General features: G+C 34.8%; 8 protein-coding genes and 2 pseudogenes. 4 read left to right on the forward strand and 6 right to left on the reverse strand.

Going from position 1 to position 17806, the window contains the following annotated elements:
- Positions 1-231: pseudogene (locus tag J4N25_RS23265) on the forward strand (IS66 family transposase); the annotation flags it as partial.
- A 202-nt stretch (positions 232-433) separates the two neighbouring features.
- Here J4N25_RS23265 and J4N25_RS27210 read toward each other — a convergent pair.
- Positions 434-763: pseudogene (locus tag J4N25_RS27210) on the reverse strand (DUF3644 domain-containing protein); the annotation flags it as partial.
- Between the two features lie 488 nt (positions 764-1251).
- Between J4N25_RS27210 and dptF the strand changes: the two are divergent.
- From dptF to J4N25_RS23285, 3 genes are read left to right on the forward strand one after another with little or no spacing between them, the layout of a single operon-like run.
- Complete coding sequence (gene dptF, locus J4N25_RS23275) at positions 1252-2976, forward strand: DNA phosphorothioation-dependent restriction protein DptF (protein WP_207424290.1); 1725 nt, start codon at positions 1252-1254, stop codon at positions 2974-2976.
- Positions 2977-2979: 3 nt separating this feature from the next.
- Positions 2980-4446: a DNA phosphorothioation-dependent restriction protein DptG gene (gene dptG / locus J4N25_RS23280; protein ID WP_207424293.1), complete on the forward strand. Its 1467-nt coding sequence runs from the start codon at positions 2980-2982 to the stop codon at positions 4444-4446.
- A 38-nt stretch (positions 4447-4484) separates the two neighbouring features.
- Positions 4485-9758, forward strand: coding sequence for a helicase HerA domain-containing protein (locus J4N25_RS23285; RefSeq protein WP_207424294.1), 5274 nt, complete (start codon positions 4485-4487; stop codon positions 9756-9758).
- A gap of 48 nt (positions 9759-9806) precedes the next feature.
- On the opposite strand, the gene J4N25_RS23290 is transcribed toward J4N25_RS23285, so the two are convergent.
- From J4N25_RS23290 to J4N25_RS23310, 5 genes are read right to left on the reverse strand one after another with little or no spacing between them, the layout of a single operon-like run.
- Positions 9807-11825 carry a DNA sulfur modification protein DndB gene (locus J4N25_RS23290; RefSeq protein WP_207424295.1) on the reverse strand — a complete coding sequence of 673 codons (2019 nt, stop codon included), beginning with the start codon at positions 11823-11825 and terminating at the stop codon, positions 9807-9809.
- Complete coding sequence (locus J4N25_RS23295; protein WP_207424296.1) at positions 11812-12444, reverse strand: GIY-YIG nuclease family protein; 633 nt, start codon at positions 12442-12444, stop codon at positions 11812-11814. The genes J4N25_RS23290 and J4N25_RS23295 overlap by 14 nt, the downstream gene beginning before the upstream one ends.
- Complete coding sequence (locus J4N25_RS23300) at positions 12445-13548, reverse strand: phosphoadenosine phosphosulfate reductase family protein (protein ID WP_207424297.1); 1104 nt, start codon at positions 13546-13548, stop codon at positions 12445-12447. It lies immediately after the preceding gene.
- Positions 13545-16763, reverse strand: a complete 3219-nt coding sequence (locus J4N25_RS23305; RefSeq protein WP_207424298.1) for a hypothetical protein — start codon at positions 16761-16763, stop codon at positions 13545-13547. The genes J4N25_RS23300 and J4N25_RS23305 overlap by 4 nt, the downstream gene beginning before the upstream one ends.
- A complete protein-coding gene (locus J4N25_RS23310; RefSeq protein ID WP_207424299.1) occupies positions 16753-17613 on the reverse strand; it encodes a DUF4007 family protein in 861 nt (286 codons plus the stop codon). The genes J4N25_RS23305 and J4N25_RS23310 overlap by 11 nt, the downstream gene beginning before the upstream one ends.
- Positions 17614-17806 lie beyond the last annotated feature (193 nt).

Below are 17806 nucleotides of genomic sequence, written 5' to 3' on the forward strand. Positions count from 1 at the left end.
ATCCGTCCGATTGCTTTAGGCCGCAAGAACTATCTTTTTGCAGGAAGTCATGATGCTGCTACTCGTGCAGGAATGCTCTATTCCTTTTTTGCTATATGCAAGAAGCACGAGGTGAACCCTTACCGATGGTTAAAATACGCCCTGGAGAATATCATGACGATCAACCATAAGAATATCAGAGATCTCTATCCGCAGAACTTTAAGAAACTAGTTGAAACTGACAATATGTAGTTGTTCGGGCGGATACGCTTTGAAAAGCTGGCCTTATCTTCGTTAGATAGTGAATTCCAATTTACAAATTCTATTGCGAGATCATTTTTATTCGTGTTAGCTATTTTGGGAACCTGGATTAACTTAATACTATATTCCTGAGTATTGAAAACTTCAAAATCAATTCCATTTCTATATTTTTCAATAAACTCTTTAAGTTGCTTTACCTCTGTAGAAAGTAATTGTTTATTAGCTTCAGTCTGTTCTCTTGTTCTGATTCTCGAAAATTGCAGGGAATATGCCAAGCTTCATTTAAGGCGTATTCGTGCCCGAAGAGTTTGATTAGTTCATTCTCAAAATTATACAAGAGTGCCTGACATTCCCCAAAAATCATCATGCCGATTTCTTCTTTATCGATACAATGGTGTTCTATCTTGTTCCTGAGTTTTATAAAGAATTCAAGATTTGTTTTAACACCATCCGACAGTTCTCCATACTTTGTAAGGCATGTTTTAAGTTCCCAAGCCTTTTTGTCACCATCAATTATCTTGTATCGACCGTTTTTTTCCTAGTTAAGGAAAACTAAAGGTTCATATAATTAAGAGATATAGAAATCGACTGTAGGTGAGGAGTTTAAGCAGGATGGGCGAAGCGGATTTATTATGCATATCGCTAATAAACTTTTCCAAGAAATACAAAAAGCTTATGACTCGTCCTTGCTTGATGCTATTCTGATTAAGGAAAAAGTTATTCCAAAGCTTCCAAAAGATATTGCAGAGGTCTTTTGGAGAAACATAGGTTAATTTTTTGAGGGAAAATGACCAACCTTAATTTAGCGGCTATTAGTTTTCTTATAAAGAGGTAACGATTTGATGATAGAAAAATTGCTTGTATGATTTTTTCAATTTCTTAGAGGTTGGAAGAATATTCCTCATTAATCTTTTGTATTTTAGATCCTCGGTCAAGGCAATTATTAGTTGTTAACCTTATTTCAAGAATGTCTAGGCCGTTTAACTTAGTCCTTATAAAAAAAATCCCTTGATGTTTAAAGAGTTACTGGATAAATTAAGTATTTCCTCACGAGAAGCGGTTGTTGATGGAACTCATAATAGTTTCGATGATTTTAAAAATTATCTGCATGTTGACCGACCTGTCGACCAGGTATTAGAGAATATTGTCATTTCATCAGTAAAAAGCGAGCAATCTCGGTTGATTTTGATCTCAGGAAACGTGGGCGATGGGAAATCTCACATGTTAGCGAAGTTGTTCAACAAATATGCCGACTTAATGGGTTCTGTAGGTGTGAGAAATGACGCCACGGAAAGCAATTACGTCAGTAAGAGCTGGGTTGAGGAACTGGAGGATTTTTTGAAACCCTTTAGTGATGATGAGTTGCAGATAAAAAATTCTGCGAAGGTCACCAAGATTGTTGCAATTAATTTGGGAGTATTATCTAGGTTTTTGAATGAAACTTCGGTCTCGTTTAGTGAGCTTTCATTATTTGTAAGAAACAAAGGAATTCTAGAAAACCGAGCGGTTTCCCATCATTACTACGAGGAAAGTTTTTTTCAATTTATCAACTTAGCTGATTTTAAATTATTTAGCCTGAATAAAGAAGGAGCGACCTCTGCGCTGTTAGAGACTCTGTTTGAAAAAATCACAGCACCGGAAGCAAGCAACCCTTTTTACAAAGCATTTATTGATTTTTACTCAAATCATCCCTATAGGGACAACTGCGTTATCAGATTCAATTACTTGCAGATTTCTAAAAAAGAAGTTCAGAAAGCTCTAATAAATTTGATTATTTACGCAATTGTTAAATTTAAATTAATAGTTTCAATAAGGGACTTGCTTAATTTTATTTATGACATAATTGTACCCTATCCTTACCAACAACAATCGAGTGAGAGTCTTAAGTCGTTAAAAGACTACAGCGACTTTTATTTTTCTTTGAAGCACTCACTTTATAACAAGTTGTTTGATTCCGAAGGACGCTCTGCTCTGTTATCCGCCATTAAGCAGCTGGATCCGCTTAGTTTACGGAGCGAAAAGCTTGATAACCTAATTTTTCAATTAAGCTCTTCCGAATATACTATCAGTTATTTTGAGTCTAAAAACATAGACCTTAATGTTTGGCGTAGTGAAGGTTTTGATCTCGCAGAAAAACGGGATTTAGTGAAAACTTTTGTAAGGTCTCTTTACATGAACAATCTTAATGAATTTAACCTTGACTTAGAAGATTTTTATGCTTACGCTCGGTACTTATATGCTTATCACACTGGTAACGTTTCGACATTAAAGACATTATACAAGATAGCTATTAAGGCTATACATACTTGGAATGGTAATGCACGCTCTGAGAATGAAGTCACAGTCCCAATAGGAAAACATCAACTAACCTATAATATTAGTCAAAACATCCTAATTGCTCCTGCTTCAATCAAAGTGTTAGCTAAGAGGGAATGCGAAGAATTGTATGACTTTGACACTTCAATAGTTGTAGACATTACTGCAGGGTCTGTAAATAATCCATTCACATTGGATTTTAATTTATATAGGCTATTAAAAAAGGTAATACACGGATATCACCCTAACAAGTTTGATAGAGATGAGCATATTGACTTTCAGAAGTTTGTAGACACAACTATTTCTGAGGCATCAAAAGACGTAAAGAGCATTAATATTGAAAAAATTAATGGAAGTATAAGAAAGAGATATCAGCTTTCTTTTAAAAATGCATTTGGATATGAATTCACAACTAATTAGAAAATGCTTTTCTCAATAGACGAACAAGGTTATTCATCCTCTTTCGAGGGATCAAAAAAAGGGTTTCAGCACAATAAAGGTAATTTAATCAAGCTATTTCCATTTGCAACCGAATTGAAAGAACTCCCAGAGTCATCTTTAGATCTGATCAATTTTTATGGCGTTGCCGGAAAGTTTCATCGTTCATGTCTCGGAATGGAGCAAACCTCCTTGCTGCCTAAAGATCAATTGATACAACTAATTGTAGACGAAGTAGATGCTGGACCTAATAAGGAAGACCTTGAAGACATCATTGAGGAATTACTTTTTGATAAAAATGACCATTTAATCTTATTCTCATTTCAAGTTTTACCTCATTTAGGATTCCAATGGCCAAATGCGAAATTAAAAAACCTAGAAAATTTTATTTGCAACTTGTTAATTGATGATGAGGTAAAGCAAATAATAGAGAGTACAATATCTGATAATGTTGCAAATAATATTCTTTATCAACTTGTCCTTGATAAGTTTAAAAATATTACAAGTAATGGAGTATCAACTTATAATAGCAAGGGTTATTACGAAGGGCTTTTGGTGAAGGAAATCCGAAATCTTTTTAAAGAAGACCTAAGTAATTTGATCCAAAACAAATCATTATTTACAGAGAAGGTTTCTACTCTTATAAAATTCTATTATTTCCAATACATATTGAAGTTGACTACTCAGTTAGGCAATCTATTTAGTGATAATCCCAAACCCAGTTTATTTTATTTTTCTCTTGATTGGGAAAAGCTATCTAAATCAAGATTAGCGATTGATAATGGATGGCGAAAGCTGGAAAAGCTAGTTGAACCAATGTTTGCCCATGCAAATTGTTTAGAGCTTTTACATACAATTCAATCTGAGGGCGGGTTTCTTAAGAAATGTTTTACTTATAAGGAAATCCAGACTGATATCGAGCAAATGGATGAAGAATCAGAAAAGGAATTAACCCTAGTTGTTAATAAACTTATTAACAGATATCGCGACGGCATTAAAGATACTGACTGGTCTGATTTCGAGGCCAACTATCAAATACCTGAAGGAAAAACTTATTCAACCTACCACTCCACGTCTCTAATACATAAACTGTACTCGATGATAAAATATCAATTCGAGAAATCCTACACGCGAAGGGCAGCTTATCGTTCTTTTAACGCTTGGTACAAAGAGTTTGTGAAATTAAACTACTATAAGTCTAGAGGCAGCTTAGGAGGGACCTTAAAACTAGATAAGGAAGGCCTTCTGCTTTTTACAGAGATGAGCATAATGAGTTCGAGGAAAGAAAAGATATTGATTAGTCAATTATGGTTGCAACTAGAAAGAAGAGGAATATTGCTTGATAATCAATCTAAACGAGAAGTTGTAAATTTCTTTGAGAAAATAAACATTTTAGAAAAAAAGAGCGACAGCGGGGATGCCCAATATGTAACTCGCTTATATAACAGGTAATGGTACAGGAGAACAGATTATATTTCTATTTATCAAAATTGATACTAGATTTTTTTACGGCTGGCACTATAAAGGATGGAAGTAAGTATCAAATAAGATTTGAGAGGGAATCAGATGTCCATCAATTATATAGTTGTTTAAAAACTTTTGCTGAAGCTGCATACAAAGAAGAAGGTATTGAAGTTGTTCCCTTTCTTTATAATGATTACGAAACTTATGCACTCAACATAAAGGATACAAAAATTATAATCGCTAGCCATGATAACGAGGACTTACTCACCGGCCTGAGGAATAATTTTCAAAAAGTATCACACTTTGAGAGTAATTCTGCCATTTTTTTCATTCACTCATCTGAGCTTGAGAGTATAAACAAAGGTGCAGAGAGCCTGGCTAGTAGAGACATGCCACTGCACTATGAAACGGTTAGTAGAAACATTATTTCAGAATTTTCAAAAGAACCGGCGTTCACCTCAACTCAAAAAGAATTTCTGCGAGAGCTGATAAAATCAGAGTCTAGTGACTACCAAATCGAAAACTCAAATGTTTTTGATCTGAAGAAATACTTAATAATTTTAATAACTAAAAAACTTGTTAAAGAGGATTATAACCTTTTAGGTGTATTTTTTGATGAAAAAGTTCATGATGAAGAGCTACCAAAGAAAGAAATACGTTACAGGGTCTTGAAAAATCGAAAGTACTTTTCAGAAATTTCTCAGAACGAGGAACTAGGCACTTTGGATGATTATTTGGAAAGACATTTTGATAAAAGTGGACAAAAAGCCCTTTCGGACAGAGAAAACTGGCAAAACGTTTCATTTGATCAAATATTGAAATATGAAGAAAATAGAGACAATATAAAATTCAATGAGTATATTCCTAATATTGATGGAATCACTTGTGAAGGGAATATTATTTGGGATAAAGAGGAAGGGACTAGTGCAAGCAAATCGAAAATTCGAAATATTATTATTTTTAATCCTAAGCTGCAAGATGAACTTTCAGTTGATCTGAAATTCAAAAAACGACCTTCCCTTGAAGCTTTTTCGGGGCCAGGTTTAGCAACTATAGAAGAAGAAAATAGATCTCTACATATCACGTTTTCAATACAGAGTTCAACCGACTTCAGTGTCTGTAGACTCCTGTACACGGAAATGAAGGATGGCAAAAAAAATACTTATGTTTTTAAAGTTCTTGTAGTACCCTTTGCGGAGGCTATTTTAAGACCGGTTAAAACTAAATATATAGTCCAGATTCAAAAAAATGGCAAATTTGGAATTGAGTTCTATTCCGATGATTACTTACTTTTCAACGAAGACGGATTAGATACAGAACCGATTTTATTTTATCCAAGTAATGCCTACGAGCTGTCGTCAGAGCAATCTTTAAAACTCGAATTAGGAGAAGTTGATGTAACAGACAGCCTATCTCTACCATTTACCCTAAATTACAAGTCTGCTTCAATCTTTGCTAGATTCGTGATGTCAGGTATTAAACCTGCACCAATAGGAGGACAAGCTGTTTGGAGTAAAAAGAATATTAGTAAAAAATCTTTCTATTACCTTAAAAGGGCAGATGAAAAGCGTCCTGATAGAGAAATTATTACTCTGGAGCATTTTAATACAGTGTATTTCCCAACTGGAGATTTCAGGGAAAATCTAAAATTAGAAGAAGAAATAATTGATCTAGGATATTCAGAGATTGTCATAACTGAACATGGAAAGCTAGAAGATAAAACAGGTGTCTTACCTCCCGACTTGGATGAGGCATATAAAAATATCATTTCCTATTTCCGGTCAACAATTAAAGGAAGTTATAGAATTTTACCTAGTACTATCTATGTTGATGGAGAACTCAGGACTTTATATCAGAAATACATAAACATCTATCTATCACAACTTAACAATATAGAACAAAATGGCTCCCTTTCAATAACTCAAAAGTCTCTATTACGGATTGGCACAATTAGGGAACAAGGAAATTTAGAGCGGCTAAAACTTTCCCCCTTACATCCACTTTTAGTAGCATACCAATTAACATTATTAGATTCCCTAGACGAACAATTTTGGAATAATGAAAACGGGGAGCTTGCAAAGAAATTTTCCCCTATAAATCTACTACCTTTTATAAATGATGGAGGCGGCGAGAAAGAGTATTTTATAGGCGTTGATCAAGATCAATCTCCCGACTGGTTGTATTATGTTAATGCTACAGTTGAAGGTCAGTCGATAAATCGGAAAAATGTTCCTGAGATGATGTCTTCTAAAATCAGGGAGTTTGTGAAACACTTTTCCTTTTTATACATTGAAAAAAATGCTCCAATACGCTTAAACTTAATTAATATTGGAGACGGGAGAGAAGCTCTGCAGGGGATTTTTGAATATTTTAGTTCGGCTACAAAAGAACTTTCAAAAAATTCTAAGAATCCGAATGACGTTTTTCCTATTTCCATCAACATTTACGGCTCAGAAAGTTTCGTTACTTGCTTTGAGCAATTTTCTAAGTTCGAAAATGCAGAAATCATTAAAAGCGAGTTTGGCATAAACCTAGAGCAGTTGCGCGGAAAACTTGAAGTTGAGGACTTCTTGAAACTTTATCATGAAAAAGTTCAGTTTTTCCTTAAAACTGACTCAAATAAAAATGAAACAAATTATGAATATGCTCATATTACTTTCCATCAATTTGACGAAAGTGATGTGGAGAAATCCGACAACAACACAAGCGAAATAGCGTCTGGAGTATCACTGGGTGGTATCCTATCTGACCTGCCTTCTATTTATAGTCAAGGGAATTACCGCACAGGCTTTGGAGTTAAATACTTAGAGGAAGTTGATGGGAATATTTTGCTTCAACTGTCTAGGAAGCTTAATTCTCTCGCCCATATAGAGGGAACTTCACAAATTTATAAAGATCATTATGCCTTTGCTTCGGTAATAAACAGTAAAGTCAAGCAAAACTTGCAGGAAGTTTACTCTAGTTCACAATGGGTTACTTTTATCAATCCTCGTGTTGATTTAAGCTTTTTCAAAAGTGATAAAGATGTTGTTATAATACACTACACAGATCAATATAGTACATCTAGTGGTTTTGATTCTATTACGGTCACAAGTAAGTGGGAGCAGTACGAATATATTCTTAAGGACTATCTGAACTCGAAAGTCGAGAACCTTGATGGTGCAATTAAGCCTATTATTGATATGTTCAATGCAATTAACGGATATTGGCTATTGAAGCTTGGATCGCAGAACCCTCATGAAAAGGTAGAAAAAGAGAAAGTTAGCATTCTATCAGCGGTAAAAGAGTTGTTAGCAATTCTTGATCATCCGAAAATAACGTGGGTAGTGCTGTCTTTAGAAGAAATTCTTAGGGTGACTGGGGGGGCAGGATTGAAACAAAAGTCAGGATTGTTTTCAGTGAAGAATCTAAATAAGACCGGGCAGTTTAGTGACGATTTATTGATGGTAGGCCTTGAAGAAATTGAAGGTGTACTACAATTATATTTTTACCCGGTAGAAGTGAAGATCGGCAATAATTCTTCTCAGGTTATCAAAAAAGGGGTTACCCAAGGAAAAAATTCTTTTGAATTAATTATAAAGACTCTTTCACAATCAGGCCTGAGCGGAAAAATTTACCGGAATTACTTCTCGAAATTGATTTTAACCGGCGCACAAAAATTGGCACTGTATAATGTTTGGCCCGAATACTCACCCAGGTGGGAAAATATTGAACGGTGGCGAGGTAAGCTTCTAAATGATTCATTTTCTATTGGAACGCTCAACAGTTACATTGGGAATTTCGGTGTTCTTTCCTTCAAAGAGAATTCTTCATACGGTAGACGAGAGTTAACGTTGCGAGAGAATTACTTACAGATAAGTTTATTTGAGTCAGACGGACTAAATGATTTGGTGCAGTCTGTAGAGAAATTGAAAGCCCGATATTCGGATCAGAATGCAATCGGCATTACCATTTCTGATCTATTTGAACAAAAATATTGTACTTCTGTTGTACGCAACATACTTGAAGACCCCGACTTTCTTCTTTCCGTAGAGTCAGAGGCAGGAATTGAGATCATCGATGAAGATTCGCTTTACATTGAGGAGATTAAGGCTGAAGAATCCCTCAAAAAAGAAACTATAGAGGAACCTGTACAACCATATTCGAAATCTCCTTTAAAGGTGTTGTTTGGAAGCCAAGCTAGCAATGGTAAGCCTATTGATTGGTTTCCAACCTCAACTAATAAGGTCATGCATATGAATACTGGCATCATAGGTACAATGGGGACAGGAAAAACTCAATTTACAAAGTCTCTTATCACACAATTAATAAGGAATACAAAGGATAATGTAGAGGCAAAAAAGCTCGGTATTTTAATCTTTGACTACAAGGGAGATTATATAAAAGAGGACTTTGTAAATGCAACAAATGCTAAAATCTACGAGCTACATAAGCTACCCTATAATCCTCTTGCTTTAGCTATTGGAAAGAACCCCAAACCATTGCTTCCTCTGCATACTACTAGGACGTTACAAGAGACAATCTCGAAGGCCTTTACTTTAGGAAATATACAAAAGACAGCACTACGAGGAATTATCATGCAAGCTTACGCAAATGCAGGTATAATAAGGGATGAGCCCAAAACTTGGGGAAGGATTGCACCAACAATTAATGAAGTATGTGAAATCTATCTAGAAAGTGAAAATCCTAAAATTGATAGTTTACATGCTGCTTTAACGGAAATATATGACTATGAGATCTTTGAGTCTGATGGAGAAAAAACAAAACCATTATTTGAACTTATAGATGGAGTTACAATCATTAATTTGAATGGATATAGCACCGATTTGCAGAACTTAATAGTGGCTATAACACTTGATCAATTTTACTCACAAATGCAGATTGATGGACATAGTAAGATAGACGGGGACTTTAGACAAATTAATAAAATTGTTCTTGTTGATGAGGCTGATAATTTTTTAAGTAAGGACTTTGAATCGCTCAGAAAGATACTGAAAGAAGGAAGAGAGTACGGTGTCGGAACAATTTTATCAACGCAATTTTTAAATCATTTCATAACTGCAGAAAATGAGTATTCCAACTATATTCTTACCTGGATCATACATAGGGTGAATGAGATCAAAGACAAGGAAATTGCTACCTTATTTGATTTACCCAACAGGAATGACAGGGACGCTTTAACAGGGGTGATTAAAAGTCTAGATAAGCATTACAGCATTGTTAATCTGGCTGGAAGTGAGCCTATAAAAATAAAGGATAAGGCATTTTGGGAATTGATAAAGGACTTTGAACCTGTCTAGTTAAAAAGAGTACTTTCTGCTTTAAGAAGTAGGAAGTACTCTTTTAATTTAGGAACTAGGCTTGCCTATAATTTCATTGATAACTTTCAATGCTTCATTATTTGTATCCACTTCTTTTATGATAGGGATGTTTGCTTTTAGAAAAAGGTTATCAACTTCATCTTTTGCTTGCCTTCCCCATTTGCTAATCGTTGTCATCGAAATTACATCTACGGTTAAATCTCCCTCTGAAATGTCATCTCTAGTGTTCCACCAGGAGTTGAAGTAAGTAATAACACGATCTTTAAATATTCTACCATCCGGGGAGCTGAGAAAATTTGTATTCAAGTAATATGGCGACTCATTTTTCTGAATCACCCGAATAATAAGCTTTTGATACGAAGGCCATAGTTTAGGATCTACACCTTTGATAAGTTCAGGTTTTATATCAGTCAAAATTGTTACCCAGTCTTCTGGTGATATTTTATTTAATGCGGAAATAAAATCTTCATAGCTATCGTTGAAAACATTTGAATCTTTGTAGAGGTCTAAAGCCATAAATAGACCGACTTGAAATGCTTTTGTAGTCGCTGATTCGAAGCAAAGGTTAACCTCCTTCTCTTTGCTCCCTTTAAAATACTCCGCACGAATCTGTTTAAACCTTTTTTCTATTTCGTCAATTGCCTGCACATAATTTTTTAAAGTTTTGTTTGCCTTGTCTTTAAGCTCCTTACTCTTAAATGTATAATAAAGGCCTTCGCCCCCACAGAAAACTTGTTCCCACACAGTTCGCTGAGTTGTATTCATCTCTTCATCATACCAATTCCCTATCTCCGTGCACGCTTTGTAATGCTGTTGAAATAGTGTAAATTTTGAAAAGATCGAGTATAATGGAGGATGTAAAACTTGGAGATATTGATTTTCGAAGTCACCAATTTTTTTAAAATCATTAATAGACACAACTTTACTATTTAACGATTCATCATCATAATTTATGTGGGAACTGTTAAATATGGGAGAATTGAAAATCTCGGAAAACTCAAAAGAATTGTTCTTAAAATAATCTCTACTTTTATATTGATGTAACTGGTTATATTGTCTTGATCCTAAAGTCAACCACGACTGGATTTCATATACGAATTCCGGATTAGTTATTGCTAGGACATTGCTTGATGACTCGACTAAATCAGAATCCTTATCGAATTCTGAATGAAAAAGCGAAAATGTATTTAATGCAAAGGAATTACTAGTAGCAACAGCTGAGTAAAAGAAACGAGTTAGTAAAGAGGGTATTTCGTAATCATTAAGTAGAATTTTCCTTGATTTACTTACTTTCTTGGCTGAATTGTTAACATCAACAAAAAGTCTCCTTGAGATGTACTTAGGGTCAAAATCCGATTCAAATTTATCATCCTCGAACCAAATTAGGGTAATCGGCAGATCCGCATTTAGCGCATCAGAAGGTACAACATCTTTGTAAAATGCAGGATAGACTGTGCTATCCTTGTCAGAAAAAGCTCCGCATGCAACACGGAAAGCATTTGCTCTATGTTGTCCGTCCAAAACTATAATATCTACATCAGAAATGTCTATTGACAATATCCCCAATCTGCTTTGCTGATTATTAATGTTGAAAAGTTCTAATTTCCACTTATCATCGAAATTAAAAATTTGATTTTCACTACCATCCGACGCAGTACTGACTTTACATTGAGGATATGCGGAGCTAATATTAGAGCTTAGTAAATTTTTAGGCATTAGAACACCCAATACTGCTGGAAAAAATGCAATACTTTGATTTTTTATTAAATACGGTATTAGCTCATATGCCACACGGTAGTCATCCAGATTCCGTTGAAGAAGGGATGCAAGATCCTTTATTTCACTAGCCTTGACCCTTTCCCTCATAGGTTTTAATTCTTTTAATAGGGTATATGAATCAGACTTGTTATCACTTCCAGTAGCAAGTGTAGAGAAATATCTTACTTTGACTGTTTTTTTTGGTAAATCAAAAACCCCGTACATGCCATGTAAATCAATGTACTTTCTTTGATTTATTGATTTACCGGTTATCTTATTTCCTGCCATAAATGGGATTGTAAGTTCTATTTAAATATTTTTCAACTTTTTGTAAATCATTCCAAATATATCCAACTGGCATTTCTATCGTTCTAATATATAGCGAACTTAGCTTCATTTTCCTAAACGATTTGATAGTGGTACCAATCCTTTGAGCAAAATGACTTGATTCTTTTTCTGTGTCAAAATCAATTTTACGTAATGGCGTAGGTGGGCTTAGTTTTGTTTTTCCAAAGTAAATATCCTCCAATTCGTCTCCATGCTCATTCAAACGTCGTTTTAAATTCTTTGATATTCCAATATAGAGGGGTGGGCTAAAAGCAAGGCTAGCTATTTCACACAAGTCGAAATCAATACTTGGACTTTCGAAGTCTTTAGCATTATAAGTAGATTTTATACTTCCTTGGTAAGACTCTTTTAATGGTCCCTCTATATTCACCTTTATACGCTTTTGTTTATACAACTTAAAATAATCCTCCAAATTAGTACTATCAAGTTTTAAATACCAAGCATAAATTCCTGGGACTTCTGGAATCTTATCAAGCTCACTTAAAGCATAAACACAATGGTCGTTGATACTCGATCCGCTAAGAACCTTCAACCAGTAATTATTTACCTTATTATCCATTCAAATAAAGCAAGAAGCACACCCTTCTTCTTCTGCATCCAAAATGTTATCAATCATAAATGATGAGTTCGAATTATCTGAGCGAGATTGACGAGCCAAATAATCCTCCTTAATTTGTCTAACTCTTTCTGGCCGGCTCAATTCTTCCAAAGTTTCGTCTTGATTCCACGTATAATCTCCCCGCTCATATTCTTTTGCCTGATTGAAAAGCTCAGGGTGCTGCTCTAGTAACCAAACCCATTCTATTTTTTGTTGATAAAAACAGAAATAACAACCCGAACGGCTTCTACAGTAACTACCCTTCTTGCCATTAACTTGAAACTCTATTTTATTATAATACTCTGGAATTCCTACTCCACTCCGTTCTAAAATCGTGAAGATATCATCTATTTTTAAGACTCGATCATCATCAACCAAAGAAAAATTTTGCTCAGCAGCAAGAGGATATGATGTAGTTTTAAGAAATTCAAAAACGAGTCTATTGAATAATTTTGTATTGGTCCGAAGTAGTGAATTGAGTTTTTGCTTCTGATTAAAATTAATCGTCAAGGGCGTACAAAGAATTTCACGAAAATAATCCCCGTTCGATGCCGGGATCAACCTGTCATAAATTTCGCAAACTTTAATTCGATTCGTTTCAATTAAAACCTTATTAATAACATCTTCGCTCCAAATATTTTGCCGGAAGGGAAAAATTGATTGAATATTGGATTTCGTTGAGATGTAGCCTTCACGGTCTTCATCTCCTCTAATTCCCACGTACGATATGACAGGGTCGTTCCCAACAAATCTTTCGAATGTGTCAAGCTTTAAACTTTTAGTACACCATCTATTTACAGGAGAGGGTAAAAATCCCCCTAGGGTTTTTAGCTTATGGTCAAATGGGTTCTTGTGACTACCGTCGAATGCTTGCAAGCGTGTAATTTTCTTACCAAGATAAACTTCCAGGTGGTCGATCAGTTTATAAGTTGCACCTAGCTCCTTACCTGTATCTGAAGTATAATATTCAATATCAAGGTCGGGATAATTATCCTTCATATAAATTGCTAGTGCTGCACTATCCTTACCTCCGGATATACCGAGCACATGTCTTACTTTCTTCATTTCTCCATCAACTCCTTTAGTATCTTCGATAAAGCGGCCAAATCAGTTATAGTATTATTTGAAAGTGTTTTCCGTAATTCCATTTCTACTTTCTCTACATCCTCCCTTCTGTCTTTAGGAAGCCTAATTATTCTCTTATTCAGGCCTGTATCAAAAGAACTGATTTCTAAACTTAATAAATCTTCTTTTTCTATTGAAAAATTTGTTTGAGATAAAGAAGTCAAACTGTCCAGTTCAAGAATTAATAATTCAAACTGGTCATAAAGCATAATCTCCTCTTCATCTGAGATTTTATCCAAGGTATTTCCCACTACTGGCTGCATTATGGAGTTAAGCCATGCTTTTTTATCATCCAGATCTGATTCTAATCTTTGTAGGAAACGTTTTTGTCTTGGCAACAATAAGTGCTTTTTTATACCTTGAAATCTTTCTCTTAGCCTTGATTTATAAGCGATAAAGTCCATTTCCTCTCCAAGTATTCCAAAAGAAAGGAATTCCTCAATTCTAGACAATAGTTCGTCGTAAGCTCCCCGTAATTCTCTAACTGCATCCTGAAGCTTTTCTGTATACTGTTGTAGTTTGCCTTCATTTTCCAAAAGTTGACTTAAGTCGAACCCTAGTGCAGAGGGGAAGGCTTCGAAAAAAGTTTGCTCAGGATCTTTAGCTCTGGCAATTACCTCGCGCACTTGTTTAGCCTCTTTGCTTAATCTACTTGTGTTTTTAGAATATTCCGGCAAATTGCGATAGAAGATCAAAAAGGGCTTAATAGTTTCGATAAAGCTTTGATTTCCTGGATTGATTTCTGATGATTGATTTAAGAATGTTCTGTAACTATTGAAAAGGTTAAGTTTAACTCCAACTATATCGAATGCTTTTATCTCGTACTCTTCCGGATTCTTGATAATTAGTTCAAGAACTTCATAAGATAATTGCGGAATGTATCTATCATCACAGAATAACGCAAATTCATTTCTTCTAATAAATAGAAATGTTGGTATCCAAAAGTCTATCAATCCCTGCTTAAGCTTATACGGCTTTTTAGATAGTATACTCCCCAATTCAGAGACTTTCCTTTTAGAGACTTTTGCCGTATTTAAAAAGCCTTCTGAAGCGTCCCATATAAAATGAAAATTATTTTTAGGATCTACTAGGATGTTATCCAAGATATTGTCGTATAGACGAATCCCATTTTCTTCAAGTAGAGCAAGCGCTATCGTTTTTTCGGGTGGAAATTTGTTAGATGCAAATCCAAGGTCCCTCTTGTCCCAATTTTCAACTAATGCTTTTAAATAACCGCGTTTAGCACTGTGAATAGAACCAGAAAGCTTATGCTTGTTAATCAGCTCGTTGTTGAATCTAGGAGCCTTATCGTAAATCTCAGCGCACATTTCGGACAATAATTTATTGAAAGTTCTTTTATTGACAACCCGTTCCTGAATGCTGCCCTTAAAAACCCATTGAACGTCCTTTGAATTATAGAGATTACTTAGAATTTTATGATTTAGTAAGTTTTGTTGATGTAGCAAAATTTCATTAAGCTCTTTAATGGCGACCTTGTCATCGATATTTTCATCAATTACTTTCTTTGTCTTTTCGATTTCAAAAAGTAACTCCTTAATAGCGTTTGAATTCTTATATAATCCAAACAAAATAGCTTCTTCCTGTTCCTCCGAAAATTTTTTAAGTTCCTCAGATGTTAGATTGTCATTGAAAATTAAATTAATGTACCCATCCGTCTCGCCTTCCGCTACAATGCTTTTAGGATACTCGGATATAAGGAACTCAAAAAGGCGGGGAGTCCCCGATTTATAAGTTGCCTCTTTTGCAATAACAGGAGGTAATTTGTAATATCTATTTAAAAGAGTAGTAACATCATTTACTGTATCAACCTTTTGTGAAGCCTTCGACAGTTCTAGTGGTATATCCAGATCTGTTCCTTCTGTAACAATAAATCGCGTCGCATAGTTGCGATATATTATCACTTTATAAACATTTTCGAGACTAGCAATAAGCTCGGAAGCGTCCTCTATTCCTAGACAAACAGTGCCGTATTGTTGTATAAAGTTTCTATCTAACGTAGCGCCAGGACTTGAAAATATATTTAATAGCCCTACTGTTTTGACAATTGACGAATAATCTTCAATTCTGTTCTCCACTTTTCTCTCAACCAGATCAAGTGCAGTTTTTATTGCTCTCCAAGCCACAAGATCCGGATTCCCATAAAAGTATAAGTAGGAGTAGAAATTAAAGATCAGGTAATCATAAACATGGGATAAATTGTAAAACTTATCTGTTCGCTTGGAATGTTCCCTGAGGCTAGTAGGATCGGTCGACTGAAGGAAAGAAAATAGTGATCTTTCATTCTGTCCATATTTCTGCAGAGCATGAGTCAAAATATGAGCAGAAAGTAGATCCATAGGATATAAATTCTCAGCAATATTTTGAAGGTCTGTAGATAAATGATTGAACGCTCTCGTATTCTTAAAGAGATCCAAACCAACTTCTATCTCCTTACTCTTTTCTACCCTCTTCTCCTTTGAAAGTTGTTGAGATGCTAAAAACAGGAGTTGTTCTACAGGTTCATTGAAAGTGAGTTCTCTAAATCTTCCTTTAACTTTTATCCATTCATTTTGCTGCCTTACATTTAGATTATAAGAGTAAGCGTCAAAACTCTGGTGAACAGCTGTAATTAATACAATATTATTATCTGGATTGTTAACAAACTCTGCTAATTGCTGGACAAAATACAGCTCTTTTTCTGCAGAGTGTTTAAAAGCATATTCTAAAAATTTTCCAAATTCATCTATGAAAATAACAAGTAATTTTCTGTCACCGGTTAAATCGTAGTATTCGTTATAAATCTGGGAAAAAATCCTTTGTGGCAAAGTTTCGTAGTCTCCAAGATCGAACTTATCAACAAAAGCGTCTTTAATAGATCGGAATTCACCTAAAATATTTATGAATTTTACATTAGCATTCTCTAATAAATCTACCTCAAAGTATTTTGATAGTCCCGAGAGATGTCTTTGTAACGCTAAGATGAACGCTGATTTCCCTGTTCCATAGGAACCAATGATTCCAAAAGATCTTACGCCTTCCTTAAAATCATTAGCAATTTGGCTTGCGATGATACGAGAATTCGGCGTTGGAATGTACTCTATATTTTTATCAACATCTCTTACAATATTGATAGAGGCAACATTCTTAGTTAGCATAGTAATGGTTTAAGATTTCTAATGGGGAGACTTGCCGTTTGATCTGCAACTCTTTTATCCCAGCGTGATCACTATAATTTACGTAATCGTAATTTTTAGATATTTGCTCAAGCTTGTTAGCTAAAGAAGTTCGCGATATGGCTAAAACCGAAGTTACATTGTTGTGATTTTGCTCTATTGTGGAGATACTGATCGACGAAGATTCTGTTCCACAATTATCAAGTATGATATACAGAAATAAAGCTTCTGGTAATTCATCTCTTTCTTTGTTTTCAATAGAGTATAATTCTTCTCCTCTTTTTCCTAAAGGTTTGACTAAGTCTAATTCTGTAAACAGTCCTTGAAATATATCCTCCTTAACCTTGCTGTCACTTCTTATATACATTTTAATAAGGACACCAAAATCATCCGAAATGGTTTTTTCATTTACTTGAAACGTTTTAATTTGCTCAGCCTTTCGTTTCAAAAAGCCGAGGTATGTATTTTTATTAAACTCTATTTTTTCTCTCCTGAGTTCGTTAAAAATCAAATTATAGGAGGAAGCTAACCCTTTCTTTACAAGATTATAATGTAAAAGCCATAAACTCATCTCATCTTCAAGGTAAGGATCCCACCCTTCGTCATCGAGAAGATGGGTTGCAAAATCCGTGAGTTGGTCTTCTGTATCTAGTATGCCCATCGCCCTCATCCAAAATCTAATTGCGGACACCATATTTTTACCCACTCCAAGATCAATAACCGCATCCTCACTATTAAAGGATTTTTTAGCTTTGACAAAATCGTATCCCTTCTTCAACCAGAATTGTCTACAAGGAAAAGTGTCGTGGCCCGAAAAACTAAACTTAGCCATAATAAAACAGAATTATCCAATTTGCAAATTTACTACAATGGAAATCACTATTACGATTTCACATCCAGAAGTTTCTAACAACATCATACTTTCAAATATACTAAAAAAATTAGCAATCAAAGGATTGGACTTCGGTTTTAAACGAAATTATGCATTACAATGAGATGGATAAGATTCATCTGCAGCTGCTGTT

This window comes from Desertivirga brevis (genome assembly GCF_017355835.1).

Coding starts and splice junctions, on each gene's coding strand:
- J4N25_RS23310 (WP_207424299.1), bottom strand. CDS start 17,613: ATGGCTAAGTTTAGTTTTTCGGGCCACGACACTTTTCCTTGTAGACAA.
- J4N25_RS23290 (WP_207424295.1), bottom strand. CDS start 11,825: ATGGCAGGAAATAAGATAACCGGTAAATCAATAAATCAAAGAAAGTAC.
- J4N25_RS23300 (WP_207424297.1), bottom strand. CDS start 13,548: ATGAAGAAAGTAAGACATGTGCTCGGTATATCCGGAGGTAAGGATAGT.
- dptF (WP_207424290.1), top strand. CDS start 1,252: ATGTTTAAAGAGTTACTGGATAAATTAAGTATTTCCTCACGAGAAGCG.
- J4N25_RS23295 (WP_207424296.1), bottom strand. CDS start 12,444: ATGGATAATAAGGTAAATAATTACTGGTTGAAGGTTCTTAGCGGATCG.
- J4N25_RS23305 (WP_207424298.1), bottom strand. CDS start 16,763: ATGCTAACTAAGAATGTTGCCTCTATCAATATTGTAAGAGATGTTGAT.
- dptG (WP_207424293.1), top strand. CDS start 2,980: ATGCTTTTCTCAATAGACGAACAAGGTTATTCATCCTCTTTCGAGGGA.